Source organism: Desulfocicer niacini (assembly GCF_054657595.1).
On the sequence record NZ_BAAHYK010000048.1, the window covers coordinates 26,181 to 42,120 of the forward strand.

Consider the following 15,940-nt stretch of genomic DNA (forward strand, 5'->3'; position numbering starts at 1 on the left):
CCCCACAATACCCTTCTTGACAACTGTTCCCAACAGGCATATCATAGGAACACAATAAAATTCCAAGGAGAATGATTATGCCTAAAACACGTCTTAATGTAAGTCTTGATCAGGATCTTGCCGATTTTGCCAAAATCTTTGCTACTGAAAACCGGACATCCGTTGCAGATATGGTCACCCAATACCTGCTGACCCTGAAACGTCGTGTCGAAGGTGAATATGTGGAAAAATTATTTGCCCACCCCGCCTTTGAGCAGGCCATGGAAGAAGCCCAAAGCAAACTGCGCACCGGATCGGCACAATGGCATTCATATGATGAAGTCTTCGGAGAATGATGGAAACAAAATTTGAAGCCTCATTCCTGAAAGCCGTTAAAAAGCATGCATCCATAAAAAAACTGGTCCGGAAAAAGGTGGATATGATCATTGAAAATCCCATTGCCGTTGGCGAACCGTTAAAGGGGAACTGGCAGGGATTTTATTCATGTCCGGTGAAGCGCAATTTCATTATCATCTACCTGTATTGTGAGGTGTGCCGGAAAAAGGGGGACGATGTCGTGGTGGGCTGCTCGGATTGTCAGGAAACCTCGGATAAAACCCTCAAGTTCATTCTGCTCGGACCCCATGATGCTGCCTACGGCATATGAATCGGTTCAGGCTTGGCTTAAAAGGGCTTGATCACAACATGGGCCATTTTGAGGAGGGATCAGGCTTACCCCCCAATAACACCAATAAGCCAAGCCTGACCCCACTACAAGCGCCAGAAGTTGATGCCGGTTTTTTTGACGGCATCCATGTCCAGCATGGATTTTACGTCTATTAAGCAGCCTTTATTATTCAGGCAGGCGGTGAAGTCCGGCACAGACATCTCTTTGTACTGACGGTGGGGCACGGCAATGATCAAGGCACCCAGATCCGTCATTTTTTCCCAGGGCTGCAGTTCCACCTCATAATAGGCCCGTGCCTCGGCGGCATCGGCCATGGGATCATGCACCAGCACATCCGCACCGTAATCTTTTAACTCAGAAATTATATCAATGACCCGGGTATTGCGCAGATCCGGGCAATCCTCCTTAAAGGTAAGCCCCAGCACCCCCACCCGGTTATTTTTAATATTCTGGCTGGAATTAATCATCATCTTCACCGTCTTTTCCACCACAAACCGGCCCATATTATCATTTATGCGCCGACCCGCCAGGATCACCTCGGGATGATAGCCCTCGGATTGGGCCTTGAAGGTCAGATAGTAGGGATCAACCCCAATGCAGTGACCGCCCACAAGGCCCGGGGAAAACTTCAAAAAATTCCACTTGGACCCCGCCGCCTCCAGCACATTTTTGGTATCAATGCCCAGTCGATCAAAAATCATGGCCAGCTCGTTCATCAGGGCAATGTTTAAATCTCGCTGGGTGTTTTCAATGACCTTGGCGGCCTCGGCTTCTTTAATGGTCTCGGTGCGATGCACACCGGCAATGACAATGGATTCATACAGGTCAGCCACCCTGCCCAGGGTCTCTTTATCGTCACCGGACACCACCTTGACAATCTTAATCAATGTGTGCTCTTTGTCCCCGGGATTAATGCGCTCAGGGGAATATCCCACATGGAAATCGGTCTTCCATGTCAGGCCGGATTCTTTCTCCAGAATGGGCACGCAAAGCTCCTCGGTCACCCCGGGGTAAACCGTGGACTCAAAGATAATAATGCTCCCCTTTTTCATGTGCTGACCAACGGTGCGGGCAGCCCCTTCCACCGGCCCAAGATCCGGACGTCTGGCCCGGTCAATGGGGGTGGGCACCGCCACCACAATATAGTCGGCACCCGCCAGCATGGTGGGATCAGACGTGGGCGTAAACCGCCCTGCCCGCTCAAAATCTTCCCGGCTGACTTCTCCTGTGGGATCTTGCTTTTTCAGACAGTTATCAACAATCTTCTCCTTGAGATCAAAACCCACCGTATCAAATTTTTCACCAAAATGGATGGCCAAAGGAAGCCCAACATAGCCGAGTCCCACCACTGCTATTTTACAATTATCATTCATGAATTTACCTTTTTTATGGGGTCTGACCCAAACAAACCACTGTCCCCGACCAACATCAATATCTGCACCCCGTTAATGAGAAATATGTCCCGGGGAAATCCCTGGAAGCGATGGATCACGAGCACGCCAGTCATGAGCAGGAGTGTGGAGATGGCCACGGCCTTGGCAAGATGCCACAAATCGTTGAATCAGCCAGCATGGCAGGATCAGGCAGTTTAGAATCACAAGCCTGATTCTACGTTACTCATAATACGTCCACATCCTGAGCACATGTACAATCCGGGCTGTTTTATCAAACAGTACCGAAGGGAAGTACTGCTGTCAAATATAAAAAAGCCCTGTCGGGAAAAACTCCCAAAGGGCTTTCAAAAATTACGCAACAGATCTCAGGGCAGATAAAAGCCGTATACTTTACCCCCCAATAACACCAATAAGCCAAGCCTGACCCCATCAACTCTACCCGGCTATAACAGTGGCAAAAATAATGTATTTGATATTGCCGAATTCACCATAAAGCCATGTTTGAGATAAAATGCCTCTGCTTTGTTGTTGAGTGCATGAACGATGAGAACACGGGCACCAATCTGTAGAGAAACATTAATTGAGCGTGCAACCGCATCCTTGAGCAATCCTTGACCAATTCCTGCTCCCTGACATTTCTGATCCACAGCCAGGCGACCCAGAATCAGCGCAGGGATAGGATCGGGCATATTTCTCCTTATCCGTCCCGGTGCATCCCCATGGTCAACACTGCCCGCTGCAATGGCGTAGTAACCCATAACCTGTTTGTCATTGCACACCACATACGTCCGTGATCCTCCCCCATACTCATTTTTTAGTGTACGACGGACCAACCATTCATTGAGAGAATCAATTCCACAATCGAAACCAACTGTTTGGTGATCGACCGTCAAGGAAGTGGGAGGGATTAATCTTCCCATTGTGCCTTCCCGGCCAGAAGTTTTTGAACTGCTTTATTGTCACTTAACGGGACATTTAAAGCCGCGTCAAAGGCTTTAAACGATTCGTCATCCAACATAAAGTAACGCCGATCACACAGGACATGCTCAGCTTCCCGGCAGGCCGCTTCAAGAATAAAATCAGTCATTTTTTTATGTGTAGCAATGCAAGCACGATCTATCAGTTCTCGCTGGGCAGGAAATGCACGAAGGTTTATTGCGGCGGTACGCCGACTTGCAGCAGTATTTCCATGAATCATGATTTCATCTCCGATAAAAAGTATTTGTCTACACAAAAAACACACAAGAACGTATTTATATTGTCAACACAAAAGGAATGATTACAACCGAAGTCAAAATCAACTCCAAGATTGATCGGTGTGCAAGCCCAGTAAACTGTTATTAAATCTGTCCCCGCCCTCAAAACACCAATAAGCCAAGCCTGACCCCACATCACATTGGGTCAGACCCCGTTATAGGACGCATTTGCTGTCCTGGGCCTTGAATTCAGGGACCTTACCCGTGGAGGAGGGCATGGCAATGATCACCTCGGCGATCTTGTGGTTCTCCTTGATGTGGGCCAGATCCGCTGTACCGCCAAGCACGGTGACCCCATGGATGGAGCGCCCCTTTTTATTGTGATCATCATCGCCAAACCCCACCACCCGGTAATTGAGTCTGGAATTTTCCGATATCTCCCGGTAAAACTTCTCCCCGGCACTTCCCGCCCCATATATCAACACCGGTTTTTTATTATTATCATTGGTAAACAGACGAAGCCCTTTGCCCTGGCCTTTGTGAGAGAGTTACTCCTTGAAAAGATACCGGATCAACAGCCGGAATCCCCCAGCAAACAACAATGTCAGGATCCCGTCAATGAGAAACACGGCCCGGGAAAATCCCTGGAACCGATGAAACACGAGGACGCCGACCATGAGCAGCAGGGTCGAAATGGCCACGGCCTTGGCAAGATTCCACAGATCGTTGAGCCCGACATAGCGGAACATGCCCTTGTAAAGCTTCATTACAAAAAACGTCAGGGATTTCAGGCCAAGGACTGCGGGGAGGAGATAAAAAAACGGCTCCAGCATGGCGTGGCTTGAAACAAACTCAAACCGGACGAGATAGGCGTACAACAGGTAGAGGGAGAACAGGATCAGATCAATGGAAAATATTACGTAAAAAATTAATATTTTTCAGCTGGACAAACATATGAAATCTCTCTTGTGAAGGTTAACTTTTAAGCCTGACTTCAGCTTATTTCTCATTGCTTAAAATCTACTTTTTAGCATCAAAAAGTATACTCTAAGATCTTTTCAGCCCATTTTTAAGTAAATATTCGGTCAGCACCCCAACTTCACCCGTTTTGGTCTGCTCACATAGCAATCAGTATGCTACGCAGCCCCAAACAGGCGAATATGGGGCACAGGCCCCGGTTGGGAATGCCATACTCGGCCTGGGGCATGAACTCAATGCCGGGTCCATGTTTCATGAGGTGCGATCACAGTCCAGCAGTACCAGGGTTGCCCCCAGAAATATCACGGGGCTGATACTGCCCACAAAAGTTAAGGTGGAGCCGATTACTTCGTCTCCCGGGCCTATGCCAAGTTCTTTTAATGCCAGATGCATGGCGGCTGTACCGCTGGTGAGGGCTACGCATTGGTCATAGTGCAAAAAAGACGGCGCTTTCGGTCACCCCCCCGCCAACCTAAGAATTTCCGAGCTGTCTTTTGCGGTTTTGATTGCCTTTGTAATTTTTACAAGCACTTCCACATCATCTATTTTATTCACTTTGGCCATCACTGCATCAATATCTCCTGGGAACTTAAGAGTGATGCCCAGTTCGATGGCTTCTCTCAGGCCTCTCTTCTCACCTTCAACAAGGCCTCTCTTCTCGCCTTCAACAAGGCCTCTCTCTTCACCTTCTTTCCGAAGTTTTTCCGCCAGTGTCATGATATATCCCCCTGTCTCTTTAGAGATCGCCTGCTCCGCCATCTCCTTTATTTGTTGCAATGACAGATCCTCTTCATCCACTACCGATGCCAGGTACCGGATAACCGTCTCCAGATATTGCAGCCCGGTCTCTTTTTCCACCAATGTCCGCAGCAGGGAAAAGATCTCCGGCAGCTTGTGCTGCAGTTCAGGTTTAAAAATGTACTTGAACAGCAGCAGCATCACCCGGCTCATGATGGTGCCTTTTATCTGATCATCGGAGAACCGGTGCAGGTCGTACAGTTCTAACCCGAAATTCGGGATGTACCCGGCAAGGTCGTCCACCGGACCGGACAGCAGCGATGTCAGCCGCACGGTATCTTCCGGCCAGTCTTTTCTGGCATGACAAATCAGCAGCGGGATAACAATGGGCAGTTTGACAGATTTAACCTTGCCCTTGTGTTGTTTGATATACAGACGCCAGATCTTGACCATGTATTCCAGCAGCTGAAGATGGACATATTTGTCGTGATAGCTTTTGTGTTCAAACAGCAGGTATATGAATCCGGCACTGCCATCCTTGAGCATGACCCGGTACAGCATGTCGGAATAATAGTCGGCCAGCTCTTTTTCAATGAAACTGTCCTTGCTGATCTCCAAAGTGGACAGATCCACCAGCTTTAGAACCTGGCCCGGCAGATAGTTGATCAAAAAGCTACGGGCATTTTCTTTGGTGCCGTAAGTTTTCCGGAACAGCTTGTCATGGGGGTTGATAACTTCTATGTTGTTCTTCTGTTCTGCCATGTTGAAATTTTATCCGGTTCTGCTTTTTCAGTCAAGGTGTATGTTTTGTGTTTATGAGGACTTATGACTCTTGAGTATCTCAACTACGCCAAGCCTGCCCCCAATATCCCCTTGCTTAAAAGCACCTTTTTGGCATCAAAAAGTACACGCTAAGAGCCTTTTTGCCCATTTTTAAGGCAACATTACTTATAAAAACAAAAACTTAACGGGGTCAGACCCTGCCATCAACCCGCGTTACGGACTCATTCAGGCGATGCCAATGACCATTCTTTTGCCCATGGCAGCCAAGGCTTTATCTATATTAATAATTTTTGTTTGGTAGCGCGGATTCAGCAAACGTCGACCAACCGCTTCTGAAACGCCGAGTTTCATGGCCAAGGCACTTTTACTGAGACCGGCTTCTCTAATGGCGAGATATAAAGCAGCTTTGGCTGCAACCAGGGCTGGTGGGGTAATTAATACTTCTCCAGGCCGGGCCAAACTGGGCATGGGAAGATCTTCGTTGTCAACAATGCAAGATGCCAGGGCCTCTCCGAGACAATCAACGGCTTCTTGTAAGGATTCCTCGTAAGTTTTACCATCTGTCATGGCAAAAGGAATATCACGAAAAGTTATTGTAAAAAATCCGTCTTCTTTTTCTATTTTGGCAGGATATAAGAATTCAAGCATTGACGTACCTCCTTATATGTCCTCTTTGTTGATGCCTAAATGATCAAGTGTTTTTTTTAAAAGACCAGGGCCTATCTCTTTTTTCAGGTCCTTGATGGTGGTCTTGTTGGCCCCGAATTTCAGGGTGCTATGGCTTCCCTTGCCATGGGCCTTGATCAATTCAAGGTGCACCTGCCTCTCTTTGGCTAATTTTTTCAGTTTTTTCAGGAGTTCGTTACCGTTCATTGTTCTACAATCGTACACATATATACGAATGTCAAGTGGTAAATAGTTAGGAATAAAACCAATAGTTAGGAATAAAACCAATACTTTTTGATTAAGGTGGCCATCGGAAAATCCTTGGCATGCATCAATGGGCTGAATTTTCAGGCATGAAGCCCGAAGGATAAAAAAAGCCCTGCCGGGGAAACTCCCTAAGGGCTTTCAAAGATTACGCAACATATCTCAGGCCTGAGAAAAACCCGTATACTTCCCCCCCCAAAAACACCAATAAGCCAAGCCTGACCCCAAATGAGATTGCTTAATAGCCTCTTTTTGGCATCAAAAAGTAGCCTCTAAGCCCTTTCTTCCCCATATCTATAGAGATATTACATATAAAAACAGCATATTAACTGGGTCAGACCCAGCTATCCGCCTAAAGGACACACTGGCTGTCCTGGACTTTGAATTCAGGGACGATTTCCTGCATTTTGGCACGGATGGCGCAGATGTCGTGTTGGGCGGCGGCGGTGTAGAGGTCAGATAGTTGGGACATCAGGTAATCATGGTAGGCTTGCTGGGTGACGTGGCCGTTCCAGTCGCCATTGGGTTTTAACACCATTATTTTTTCATGGGTGGTGGGTACGATGCCCTCCCCTTCTGTTATGAGCTCTTCATAAAGTTTTTCACCCTGGCGCAGGCCCGTGAACCGGATCTCTATGTCATCGTCGGGCACCAGGCCGGATAACCGGATGAGATCCCGGGCCATGTCGGCAATCTTGATGCTCTCGCCCATCTCCAGAATAAAAGTCTCACCGCCCTGGCCCTGGGCACCGGCCTGTAATATCAGCTGGGCCGCCTCGGGAATGGTCATGAAATACCGGGTCACGTCGGGGTGGGTCACCGTTACCGGGCCGCCCCGCTCTATCTGATCCCGGAAGAGGGGAATTACTGAGCCTGATGAGCCGACTACGTTGCCGAAACGTACGGCCATTAACCGGGTTTTGGGTTCTGGGTTTTGGGTGCTGGGGGCTGGGTGCTGGGGGCTGGGTTTCAGGTGCTGGGTTTCATTTGCTGGGGGCTGGGGGCTGGGGGATTCTCCGATCTCCTCCCCAGTACCCAGTACCGAAGACCCAGTACCTACTTTGGAGTGAAGGATCAGTTCACAAATACGTTTGGAGGCCCCCATGATGTTGGTGGGCCGCACAGCTTTATCGGTGGAGACCAGCACAAAATGGCCCACCCCATACGCCACTGCCTTTTCCAGCATCACCTGATTACCCCGGATGTTGTTGCTCACCGCCTGCCAGGGGTTCCGTTCGAGCATGGGCACATGCTTGTAGGCTGCGGCATGGAAGATTACCTGGGGTGAATGGCGCCGCATCACCCGGTCAATCAATGCCTCATCCTGAATATTCCCCAGCACCGCGGCATAGCGCTGGTACCCGGATCGATGTTTCAACTCCATCTGCACCTGGTACAGGGCCGACTCACAGGCATCCAGCAGAATCAACTGCCGGGGCTGAAACTTGATGATCTGGCGGCACAGCTCACTGCCGATGCTGCCCCCGGCCCCGGTGACCATAACCACCTTTTCGTTGAGATAGCCTGCGATCTTTTCAGAATCCAGCCGCACCGGTTCCCGGCGCAGCAGATCCTTATATTCCACATCCCGCAGGGTCTTGATATCCACCTTGCAATCAATGATATTCCCCAGGCCCGGCAAGGTTCGAAAGGGCACCTCACAGGCCTTGCATGCCTCCACAATGGCCCGCATCTGCGCCCCGGTGGAGGATGGCACGGCAATGAGCACCTCCTGGACACAAAGCTTTGCCGTCACCACCCTCATTGCCCCCAGACCGCCCCACACGGGAACCCCATGGATGGACCGGCCCAGCTTTTTACGATCATCATCCATGAATCCCACCACCCGATATTGCAGGCGGGGGTTTTCTGCAATTTCCCGGTAGAGCTTTTCGCCGGCACTGCCCGCGCCATAAATCAAGAGCACCTTATAGTTACGCTTGGCCTTAAACAGATGAAAAAGGTGATGATCCTCCCGGTGTTGACTGATCTGGGCAAAAAAGAAGCGGATGAGCAGGCGAAAGCAGCCGGTGAACAGCAATGTCAGCACCGCATCAATGAGAAACACCGACCGGGAGTAACCCACAAACCCATAAATCACGGCAATGCCTGACACCAACACCAGTGAGGATAGCCCCACAGCCCGGCACAGCCGCCATAGATCCTTCAGTCCGGTATAGCGAAACATCCCCCGGTAAAGCTGCATGGCAAAAAAAGCCGAGGATTTAATGAGCAGCGCAAGAGGAAGCAATTGCCAGAACTGCTGCAGCCGAAGATCAGGAAGGGCAAATTCAAATCGGATGAGATGGGCAAAGAACAGTGCCAGGGAAAACAGAAGGAGATCCAGAAAAAAGATGATGTAAAAATTATAATTTTTCAGTTGGAAAAGCATGGCAAGTTTTTAACCGTAAATAGGAACCAATGCAACTTAAAAATTCAAACTCACTTGGAATCAGGCTTGGCTTATGGGTGTTATTTATACAACCACAAGAGATCTCCCCGCCAGACAGGCCAAATAAAAAAAGCCCTGTCAGGAAAAACTCCCAAAGGGCTTTTAGAAATCACACAACATGCCTCAGGCCAAGGAAAACCACGATACCTTCCCCCCCATAACGCCCAAAAGCCAAGCCTGACCCCAAACCAGATTGCTTAAAAGCCCCTTTTTGGCATCAAAAAGTAGCCTCTAAGCCCTTTTTTGACATCATTTCTGACAACATTAGACATTAAAACAATATGTTAATGGGGTCAGACCCTGCTATAATCGCCAGAAATTTATGCCGGTTTTGTTTACGTCGCAAGGATTTAGCATGGACTTTACGTCTATGAGGCACCCTTTTTTATTCAGGCAGGCGGTGAAGTCTGAAACGGACATTTCTCTGTACTGTCGGTGGGGCACGGCAATGATCAAAGCACCCAAATCGGTCATCTCTTCCCAGGGGCATAAGGTTACCCCGTAATAGGCCTGGGCCTCGGCGGCATCGGCCATGGGATCATGCACCAGCACATCCGCCCCATAATCCTTTAATTCAGAGACAATATCAATGACCCGGGTATTGCGCAGATCCGGGCAATCTTCTTTAAAGGTCAAGCCCAGCACCCCCACCCGGGCATTCTTGATGTGCTGGCTGGACTTAATCATCATCTTTACTGCCTTTTCCACCACAAACCGCCCCATATTATCGTTGATGCGCCTGCCTGCCAGAATCACCTCGGGATGATATCCCTCGGATTGGGCCTTGAAGGTCAGATAGTAGGGATCAACCCCAATGCAGTGACCACCTACCAGGCCCGGTGAAAACTTCAAAAAATTCCACTTGGAACCCGCCGCCTCCAGCACATTTTTCGTGTCAATGCCCAGCCGGTCAAAAATCAGGGCCAGCTCGTTCATCAGGGCAATGTTCAAATCCCGCTGGGTGTTTTCAATCACCTTGGCCGCCTCGGCCTCTTTGATGGTGGAGGTGCGATGGACACCGGCAACAACGATGGACTCATACAGGGTCGCCACTTTGTCCAGGGTAGCTTCATCATCTCCAGACACCACCTTGACAATCTTTGTCAGGGTATGCTCCTTATCCCCGGGATTGATGCGCTCGGGGGAATATCCCACATGGAAATCTTTTTTCCATGTCAGCCCGGATTCCGCCTCCAGAATGGGCACACACAGTTCCTCGGTCACCCCGGGGTACACTGTGGATTCAAAGATAACAATGGCCCCTTTTTTCATGTGCTGGCCAACGGTGCGGGTGGCCCCTTCCACCGGCCGAAGATCCGGACGTCTGGTCTGATCAATGGGGGTGGGTACGGCCACCACAATGTAATCGGCATCACAAAGCATGGTAGGATCACACGTGGGCGTAAACCGCCCTGCCTGCTCAAACTCTTCTCGGCTTACCTCGCCTGTGAGATCTTCCTTTTTAAGGCAGTTGGCAATGATCTTTTCCTTGAGATCAAACCCCACCGTGTCAAACTTCTCACCGAAATGGATGGCCAGGGGAAGTCCGACATAACCCAGCCCCACCACTGCTATTTTACAATTATCATCCATGAATTTACCTTTTTTCTGGGGACAAACCCCAAATCAGATTGCTTAAAAGCCCCTTTTGGGCATCAAAAAGTACATGCTAAGGCCGTTTCAAACCACATTCCAAGCAAGTATTTCCTATAAAACAAGAAACTTAGCGGGGTCAGACCCTGCGACTAAGAACCATTGAGGTTAATACTGTGAAAAGGACGATGTTGGCGGGGATGTGCAGGTTGAAGTCGGAGAAGCTGTGAATTAAAATGGCCACTACGGCAGCCATGCAGCCCAGGGTGATGCCCATGGTCTGGCGGCTGCGGCCATTGATTTTACGAAAGCCTTCACGGAAAAAAACAAACAACAACCACAGCATCAATGGGATGAAAAATATGCCGTTGTCCGCCATGAACTGCAGGTAATCCTGATGGGCATACACCGGCAACACAGCAAGTCCGGGGGCCTGATAGGCCGGAAAAGCTTCGGTAAAAGTGCCCGGCCCTGTTCCAGTATAAAGATTGTCTTTAATAAGATTTTCCGTCCCGGCCCAGTAGGTAAAACGCCCACCAAAATTATCCTCTACGTCCCACTGGGTCAGGGTTGTAATTCTCTGCACCACCGGCGTGCTGGCAAGAATAATCGTCCCCACCACAACCACCGACACGGTAATAGCAACAATGAGCCTTTTGTGCTTAAACCCCTTCATCAGCAACAACACCGCCATCATAAAAAGAAGAGCACCCACAGTGGCGGCCCACCCCCCCCGGGAAAGAGTCAATGCCTGGGACACAATCAAAAACAGCACCAGGCAGATCATGCCGGTTCGCACTTCAATGCTCCGGGATCGGGTAAGAAACAGTCCCAAAAACACCGGAATAGCCATCTCCAGAAAACCGGCCATGTGATTCCGGTTCACATATACCCCTGACAGGGAAAATTTAGTATGATTTTCACCCACTTCCCCGGAGTAATCCCACCAGGGAAACACCAGCAGATCAAACCGTTTCAGCATACCAATAGTGGACAAAAACAAAGCCGTTCCCACAACAACCCCAACCAGGATACGCTGTTCCTTCCGGGTCCGCACGGCATCATAGGCAATATAAAACAAAGCCAGATAGGTCACCAGCATGGTCATGCCTTCCATGGCAATACTGCCCTGGCGGGAAAACAATGTGGCCCACGCACCCAGCAAGCTGCAAGGCACCACCACAAACCAAAAGATCTGCTTTGCCGGAAGCCCCAAACGTGCAGCTCCCCCAGAAGACTTGTTTTTTTCCAAATCAGATAAGCGAATCGAACGAGTGGTACTTTTCGAATTTTCAGCACCCTTTGAACGCCTTGTTTTTGCCCCTACATCATGGATTTCCTTTGATTTATCCCCAGATAACAACTTCTCCAGAAAAACAAACAAAACACCCGTCAAAACCAGCATCTGAATCACGGTCTCTGCCCACAAATGCACAGATCCCCTGAACATGGGCGTCATCACCACCAGTGAACATACCACCAGAAACCCGGGATTTATAAAGACTGAACGATCATCGTCCATAATAATATCCTTATCCTGCAAAATACGATGGGGTACGATGGGGTCAGGGGTCAAGCTTGGCTTATTGGTGTTATTGGGGGGTAAACTATCGGCGGTTTTACAATAACACCAATAAGCCAAGCCTGACCCCAAATCTGACCCCAAATAAAATTGCTTAAAAGCCCCTTTTCGGCATCAAAAAGTGCACCCTAAGCCCTTATTTACCCATATTTTGAACAACATTATGAATAAAAACGTCAACTTAACTGTGTCAGACCCCGCCATATGGTTTTTTGATCTTCTGCAGAGAGACGGGGATGCATGGGCAGGCTGATTACGCGTTTTGCCAAGGCTTCGGCTACAGGGTATCCGTTTTCTCGGTCTTCAAAGGCTGGCTGCATGTGGAGGGGAACCGGGTAATGGACGGCTGTGGGGATATCCATCTCTTTTAATTTTGCCTGGACCGCCTCCCGATCATCCACCTGGATGGTGTACTGGGCATACACCGATGTGTTAAAGGATTCTATATAGGGCGGGATCACATCTGCCCCGGCAAACATCTCGGTGTACCGGGCCCCTACTTCCGCCCGCAGGACCACTTCTTCTTCAAAGATATCCATCTTGGCCAGCAGCACCGCCGCCTGGATGGTATCCAATCGACCGTTGATCCCCACCCGGGGATGGTGATACCGCCGATCCTGGCCGTGGACCCGTATCTCCCGCATGGCCGTGGCAAGATCATCATCATCGGTGAAACATGCCCCGCCATCGCCATAGGCCCCCAGGGGTTTTGACGGAAAAAATGAGGTGCAGCCAATGGTGGACAAGGCACAGGATTTCCGGCCCTTGTAAGTGGCACCAAAACTCTGGGCCCCATCTTCAATCACCGGGATGCCATGGCGTACCGCAATTTCATTGATCTCATCAAAATCCGCACATTGCCCATAAAGGCTCACCGGCATGATGGCCTTTGTCTCTTCGGTGATGGCATCTTCAATCAATTCCGGCACAATATTATAGGTATCGGGTCGCACATCCACAAACACCGGCTTTGCCCCCAGCAAGGCAATGGTCTCCGCCGTGGCCACAAAGGTAAAGGGCGTGGTGATCACCTCATCCCCTGCCCCCACACCCAGGGCCATCATGGCCACCAGCAAGGCATCTGTGCCGCTGGCAACGCCGATGCAATGCTTCACACCCACATATTGGGCCAGCCGCGCCTCCAGCTCTGCCACCTCCGGCCCCATGATAAACCGGCCATGTTCCAGAACAGCCTTGATTCTCTGATTTATGTTCTCTTCAATACTTCTATATTGTGCTTTTAAATCAATAAACTGCATCGTGATCTCCCCGTAAAATCAGGGTCCGGCACGGCGTGGGCATCATTTCTCTTTTGGGCGACACATTGCCCCCAATAACACCCATAATAAGCCAAGCCAGGCCCCACCAACCAAGTAAATATCAAAAAAAGGGCGTTATCATCATGACATCCATGAATTCACAGACATTTTCACAATGACAAGCCCTTTTAAAATTTCCTATCACCCCTGGAGGCTGACATTGCCGTCGTTCAGCAAATACCGCTCTCCGGTGTGTTCACATATTGCCTCGCCATCTCCCTCCAAGGGCAGATTCAGCTGCTCACCAAACCGGCTCATCCAGCCAATCTGCTGGGCCGGTACTCCCACCATCAGGGCAAAGGGCTTGACATCTCGATTGACCACCGCACCGGAACCGATAAAGGCATATTCGCCAATGTCATTGCCGCACACAATGGTGCAGTTGGCTCCAAGGGTTGTCCCTTTTTTGACCGTGGTGCAGCGATACTCATCCTTTCGGGAGATGGCGGACCGGGGATTATACACATTTGTAAACACCATGGACGGACCGCAGAACACATCATCTTCCAGGGTGACATTGTCATACACCGAGACATTGTTCTGCACCTTGACATTATTGCCGATGGTCACCTTGTTGCCCACAAACACATTCTGTCCAAAGGAGCATCCTTCACCGATCACAGCCCCACCGCATATGTGCGCCCAGTGCCACACCCGGGAACCCTCTCCTATGGTTGCGCCATCATCCACAATGGCAGTTTCATGCACAAAAGACATATTTTATCTCCATAAAACCTTTCTAATATTCTAGGGGCAGGGAAATTGTCTTGTTATCCCGGGCGGAGAGATAGGCGGCGATGAGCACTTCCATGGATTTCAAGCCCTCACGGCCATCGGTTTCAGGCTCGGCCTGGCCCCGCATGACATCCACCACGTTTTTGAAGTAGAGGGGATGCCCGAACCCATACACAGAGGTGGTCTGGTAGTTGGCCTCCTGGATATCTTTGTCGTACTCTTTTGCTTCCTCAAAATCCCAGGTCTGGATCTCATTGACGGCCACGCCCCCCACCCGCACAGTGCCCTTTTCACCCAATATGGTGATGGACCCTTCATAATTTTTGGGATAGGTCAACATGGTAACGCTCATGGAGCCCATGGCCCCGTTGCGCCACCGGATATTCATGACACCGGTGTCTTCCACCTCAATGTCCCGCTCCAGGGTGCCGGTCATGGCCTGGATATCGGCAATGGGTCCAATGAGCCACTCCAGGAGATCCACATAATGGCTGGCCTGGTTCATGAACGCGCCGCCGTCCAGCTCCCAGGTGCCCCGCCACGCTGCACTGTCATAATATTCCTGGGGCCGGGTCCAGAACACGTTAAGACTGACCATGTGAATGCGGCCAAATCGTTTTTCCTTCACAGCCCGTTTCAGCAACTGCAAGGTGGAGTTCCGCCGGTTCTGCTTGACAACAAAGAGCCGCACCCTGGCATCATCACAGGCCCGGACCATCTCCAGCCCGTCTTTCCACCGGGTGGCCATGGGCTTTTCCGTTATCACATGAACTCCAGCCCGGGCCGCCTTGATCACTTGCTGGGGATGAATCCCGCTGGGGGTGCAGATGGAAACCATATCCAGATCCATCTCCTGGAGCATGATGTCCATGTTGTTAAATCCCGGTACCCCCAGCTCCTGGGACACCGTTGCCAACAGATCGCGGTTGGACTCACACACCGCCACCAGCTCCAGATCTTCCTTGTGCATTTCAATGGATTTGAGATGATTTTTGGAAATCCGTCCGCACCCCACAACCGCAATTCGTATTTTCCGATCCACAATCTTTCCAAACATCAAACAGCTCCTTATATATTATAAATCCAATTAACATAACGAGACCTTTGCACGACCATATTGATTAAGGCCAACTTGCACACCAGTAGCTCTAGTTTTCTTACCCATGTTGCTGTAAAACCTTAAAAAAAATTATATATAATATTGAAATAATTGCGTTTTTATGTTATTGTGTCACCACAAATTCATTCAATAGGGGGCATTATGGCATACAAAAAGATTGAACAGAATTTTTCCTTTGCTGACATCGCTATCCAAAATCACTCTGATAAAAATCGAACCTATGTTTTTCTAAATCAGATTGAAAAAACTATCGATTGGAATCCCATTGAAAAACTTATTTATAAACACTACCCAGTCGGCAAATCCAAGGAAGGTGAACGAGCATATTCTCCGCTTCTTCTTTTCAAATGTTTTCTCCTTCAAAAATGGTTCCAAATCAATTCTGATCCAGAACTTGAAAGCCAGATCAATGACCGCATTTCATTTAAATCTTTCCTTGCTTTACCTTTGGAC

18 protein-coding genes are annotated in these 15,940 nt (G+C 49.5%); 3 read left to right on the forward strand and 15 right to left on the reverse strand.

What is annotated here, in order from left to right:
- Nucleotides 1-77: 77 nt before the first annotated feature.
- Both ACYQ2M_RS20535 and ACYQ2M_RS20540 read left to right on the forward strand, forming a co-directional pair.
- Nucleotides 78-335, forward strand: a complete 258-nt coding sequence (locus ACYQ2M_RS20535) for a DUF6364 family protein (protein ID WP_459918256.1) — start codon at nt 78-80, stop codon at nt 333-335.
- Nucleotides 332-646, forward strand: a complete 315-nt coding sequence (locus ACYQ2M_RS20540) for a type II toxin-antitoxin system mRNA interferase toxin, RelE/StbE family (RefSeq protein ID WP_459918257.1) — start codon at nt 332-334, stop codon at nt 644-646. The genes ACYQ2M_RS20535 and ACYQ2M_RS20540 overlap by 4 nt, the downstream gene beginning before the upstream one ends.
- Nucleotides 647-750: 104 nt before the next feature.
- Here ACYQ2M_RS20540 and ACYQ2M_RS20545 read toward each other — a convergent pair whose 3' ends face one another.
- The 15 genes from ACYQ2M_RS20545 to ACYQ2M_RS20615 form a co-directional block, all read right to left on the reverse strand.
- A complete protein-coding gene (locus ACYQ2M_RS20545; protein WP_459918258.1) occupies nt 751-2,040 on the reverse strand; it encodes a nucleotide sugar dehydrogenase in 1,290 nt (429 codons plus the stop codon).
- Between the two features lie 464 nt (nt 2,041-2,504).
- Nucleotides 2,505-2,981 (reverse strand): GNAT family N-acetyltransferase, encoded by a 477-nt coding sequence (locus ACYQ2M_RS20550; RefSeq protein ID WP_459918259.1) that lies wholly within the window; start codon nt 2,979-2,981, stop codon nt 2,505-2,507.
- A complete protein-coding gene (locus tag ACYQ2M_RS20555) occupies nt 2,969-3,259 on the reverse strand; it encodes a type II toxin-antitoxin system TacA family antitoxin (protein ID WP_459918260.1) in 291 nt (96 codons plus the stop codon). Before ACYQ2M_RS20555 ends, ACYQ2M_RS20550 begins: the two co-directional genes overlap by 13 nt.
- Before the next feature lie 213 nt (nt 3,260-3,472).
- A complete protein-coding gene (locus ACYQ2M_RS20560; RefSeq protein ID WP_459918273.1) occupies nt 3,473-3,772 on the reverse strand; it encodes a nucleoside-diphosphate sugar epimerase/dehydratase in 300 nt (99 codons plus the stop codon).
- 33 nt (nt 3,773-3,805) lie between these two features.
- Complete coding sequence (locus ACYQ2M_RS20565) at nt 3,806-4,090, reverse strand: hypothetical protein (RefSeq protein WP_459918261.1); 285 nt, start codon at nt 4,088-4,090, stop codon at nt 3,806-3,808.
- 397 nt (nt 4,091-4,487) lie between these two features.
- A complete protein-coding gene (locus ACYQ2M_RS20570) occupies nt 4,488-4,673 on the reverse strand; it encodes a DegT/DnrJ/EryC1/StrS family aminotransferase (protein ID WP_459918262.1) in 186 nt (61 codons plus the stop codon).
- 18 nt (nt 4,674-4,691) lie between these two features.
- Entirely contained in the window at nt 4,692-5,735 is a 1,044-nt protein-coding gene (locus ACYQ2M_RS20575; RefSeq protein ID WP_459918263.1) for an Rpn family recombination-promoting nuclease/putative transposase, read from the reverse strand.
- Nucleotides 5,736-5,981: 246 nt separating this feature from the next.
- Nucleotides 5,982-6,404, reverse strand: a complete 423-nt coding sequence (locus ACYQ2M_RS20580; RefSeq protein ID WP_459918264.1) for a type II toxin-antitoxin system HicB family antitoxin — start codon at nt 6,402-6,404, stop codon at nt 5,982-5,984.
- Between the two features lie 12 nt (nt 6,405-6,416).
- Nucleotides 6,417-6,629 carry a hypothetical protein gene (locus ACYQ2M_RS20585; RefSeq protein ID WP_459918265.1) on the reverse strand — a complete coding sequence of 71 codons (213 nt, stop codon included), beginning with the start codon at nt 6,627-6,629 and terminating at the stop codon, nt 6,417-6,419.
- A gap of 409 nt (nt 6,630-7,038) precedes the next feature.
- Complete coding sequence (locus ACYQ2M_RS20590; RefSeq protein WP_459918266.1) at nt 7,039-9,078, reverse strand: polysaccharide biosynthesis protein; 2,040 nt, start codon at nt 9,076-9,078, stop codon at nt 7,039-7,041.
- Nucleotides 9,079-9,441: 363 nt separating this feature from the next.
- Nucleotides 9,442-10,731: a nucleotide sugar dehydrogenase gene (locus ACYQ2M_RS20595; protein ID WP_459918267.1), complete on the reverse strand. Its 1,290-nt coding sequence runs from the start codon at nt 10,729-10,731 to the stop codon at nt 9,442-9,444.
- Between the two features lie 139 nt (nt 10,732-10,870).
- Nucleotides 10,871-12,253, reverse strand: a complete 1,383-nt coding sequence (locus ACYQ2M_RS20600) for an O-antigen ligase family protein (RefSeq protein ID WP_459918268.1) — start codon at nt 12,251-12,253, stop codon at nt 10,871-10,873.
- Nucleotides 12,254-12,489: 236 nt separating this feature from the next.
- Nucleotides 12,490-13,572: a DegT/DnrJ/EryC1/StrS family aminotransferase gene (locus ACYQ2M_RS20605; protein WP_459918269.1), complete on the reverse strand. Its 1,083-nt coding sequence runs from the start codon at nt 13,570-13,572 to the stop codon at nt 12,490-12,492.
- Between the two features lie 201 nt (nt 13,573-13,773).
- Nucleotides 13,774-14,349 carry an acyltransferase gene (locus ACYQ2M_RS20610; RefSeq protein ID WP_459918270.1) on the reverse strand — a complete coding sequence of 192 codons (576 nt, stop codon included), beginning with the start codon at nt 14,347-14,349 and terminating at the stop codon, nt 13,774-13,776.
- 22 nt (nt 14,350-14,371) lie between these two features.
- On the reverse strand, nt 14,372-15,424 hold the full coding sequence (locus ACYQ2M_RS20615; RefSeq protein WP_459918271.1) for a Gfo/Idh/MocA family protein: 1,053 nt from the start codon (nt 15,422-15,424) through the stop codon (nt 14,372-14,374).
- 204 nt (nt 15,425-15,628) lie between these two features.
- Between ACYQ2M_RS20615 and ACYQ2M_RS20620 the strand changes: the two genes are divergently transcribed.
- A partial coding sequence (locus ACYQ2M_RS20620; RefSeq protein ID WP_459918272.1) for a transposase occupies nt 15,629-15,940 on the forward strand: 312 nt, incomplete at its 3' end.

Bases quoted from the DNA above. Each gene is read 5' to 3' on its own strand.
- ACYQ2M_RS20540 (WP_459918257.1), top strand. From the start codon at position 332: ATGATGGAAACAAAATTTGAAGCCTCATTCCTGAAAGCCGTTAAAAAG.
- ACYQ2M_RS20615 (WP_459918271.1), bottom strand. From the start codon at position 15,424: ATGTTTGGAAAGATTGTGGATCGGAAAATACGAATTGCGGTTGTGGGG.
- ACYQ2M_RS20605 (WP_459918269.1), bottom strand. From the start codon at position 13,572: ATGCAGTTTATTGATTTAAAAGCACAATATAGAAGTATTGAAGAGAAC.
- ACYQ2M_RS20590 (WP_459918266.1), bottom strand. From the start codon at position 9,078: ATGCTTTTCCAACTGAAAAATTATAATTTTTACATCATCTTTTTTCTG.
- ACYQ2M_RS20550 (WP_459918259.1), bottom strand. From the start codon at position 2,981: ATGGGAAGATTAATCCCTCCCACTTCCTTGACGGTCGATCACCAAACA.
- ACYQ2M_RS20565 (WP_459918261.1), bottom strand. From the start codon at position 4,090: ATGCTGGAGCCGTTTTTTTATCTCCTCCCCGCAGTCCTTGGCCTGAAA.
- ACYQ2M_RS20580 (WP_459918264.1), bottom strand. From the start codon at position 6,404: ATGCTTGAATTCTTATATCCTGCCAAAATAGAAAAAGAAGACGGATTT.
- ACYQ2M_RS20535 (WP_459918256.1), top strand. From the start codon at position 78: ATGCCTAAAACACGTCTTAATGTAAGTCTTGATCAGGATCTTGCCGAT.
- ACYQ2M_RS20555 (WP_459918260.1), bottom strand. From the start codon at position 3,259: ATGATTCATGGAAATACTGCTGCAAGTCGGCGTACCGCCGCAATAAAC.
- ACYQ2M_RS20575 (WP_459918263.1), bottom strand. From the start codon at position 5,735: ATGGCAGAACAGAAGAACAACATAGAAGTTATCAACCCCCATGACAAG.
- ACYQ2M_RS20585 (WP_459918265.1), bottom strand. From the start codon at position 6,629: ATGAACGGTAACGAACTCCTGAAAAAACTGAAAAAATTAGCCAAAGAG.
- ACYQ2M_RS20545 (WP_459918258.1), bottom strand. From the start codon at position 2,040: ATGAATGATAATTGTAAAATAGCAGTGGTGGGACTCGGCTATGTTGGG.
- ACYQ2M_RS20595 (WP_459918267.1), bottom strand. From the start codon at position 10,731: ATGGATGATAATTGTAAAATAGCAGTGGTGGGGCTGGGTTATGTCGGA.
- ACYQ2M_RS20600 (WP_459918268.1), bottom strand. From the start codon at position 12,253: ATGGACGATGATCGTTCAGTCTTTATAAATCCCGGGTTTCTGGTGGTA.
- ACYQ2M_RS20610 (WP_459918270.1), bottom strand. From the start codon at position 14,349: ATGTCTTTTGTGCATGAAACTGCCATTGTGGATGATGGCGCAACCATA.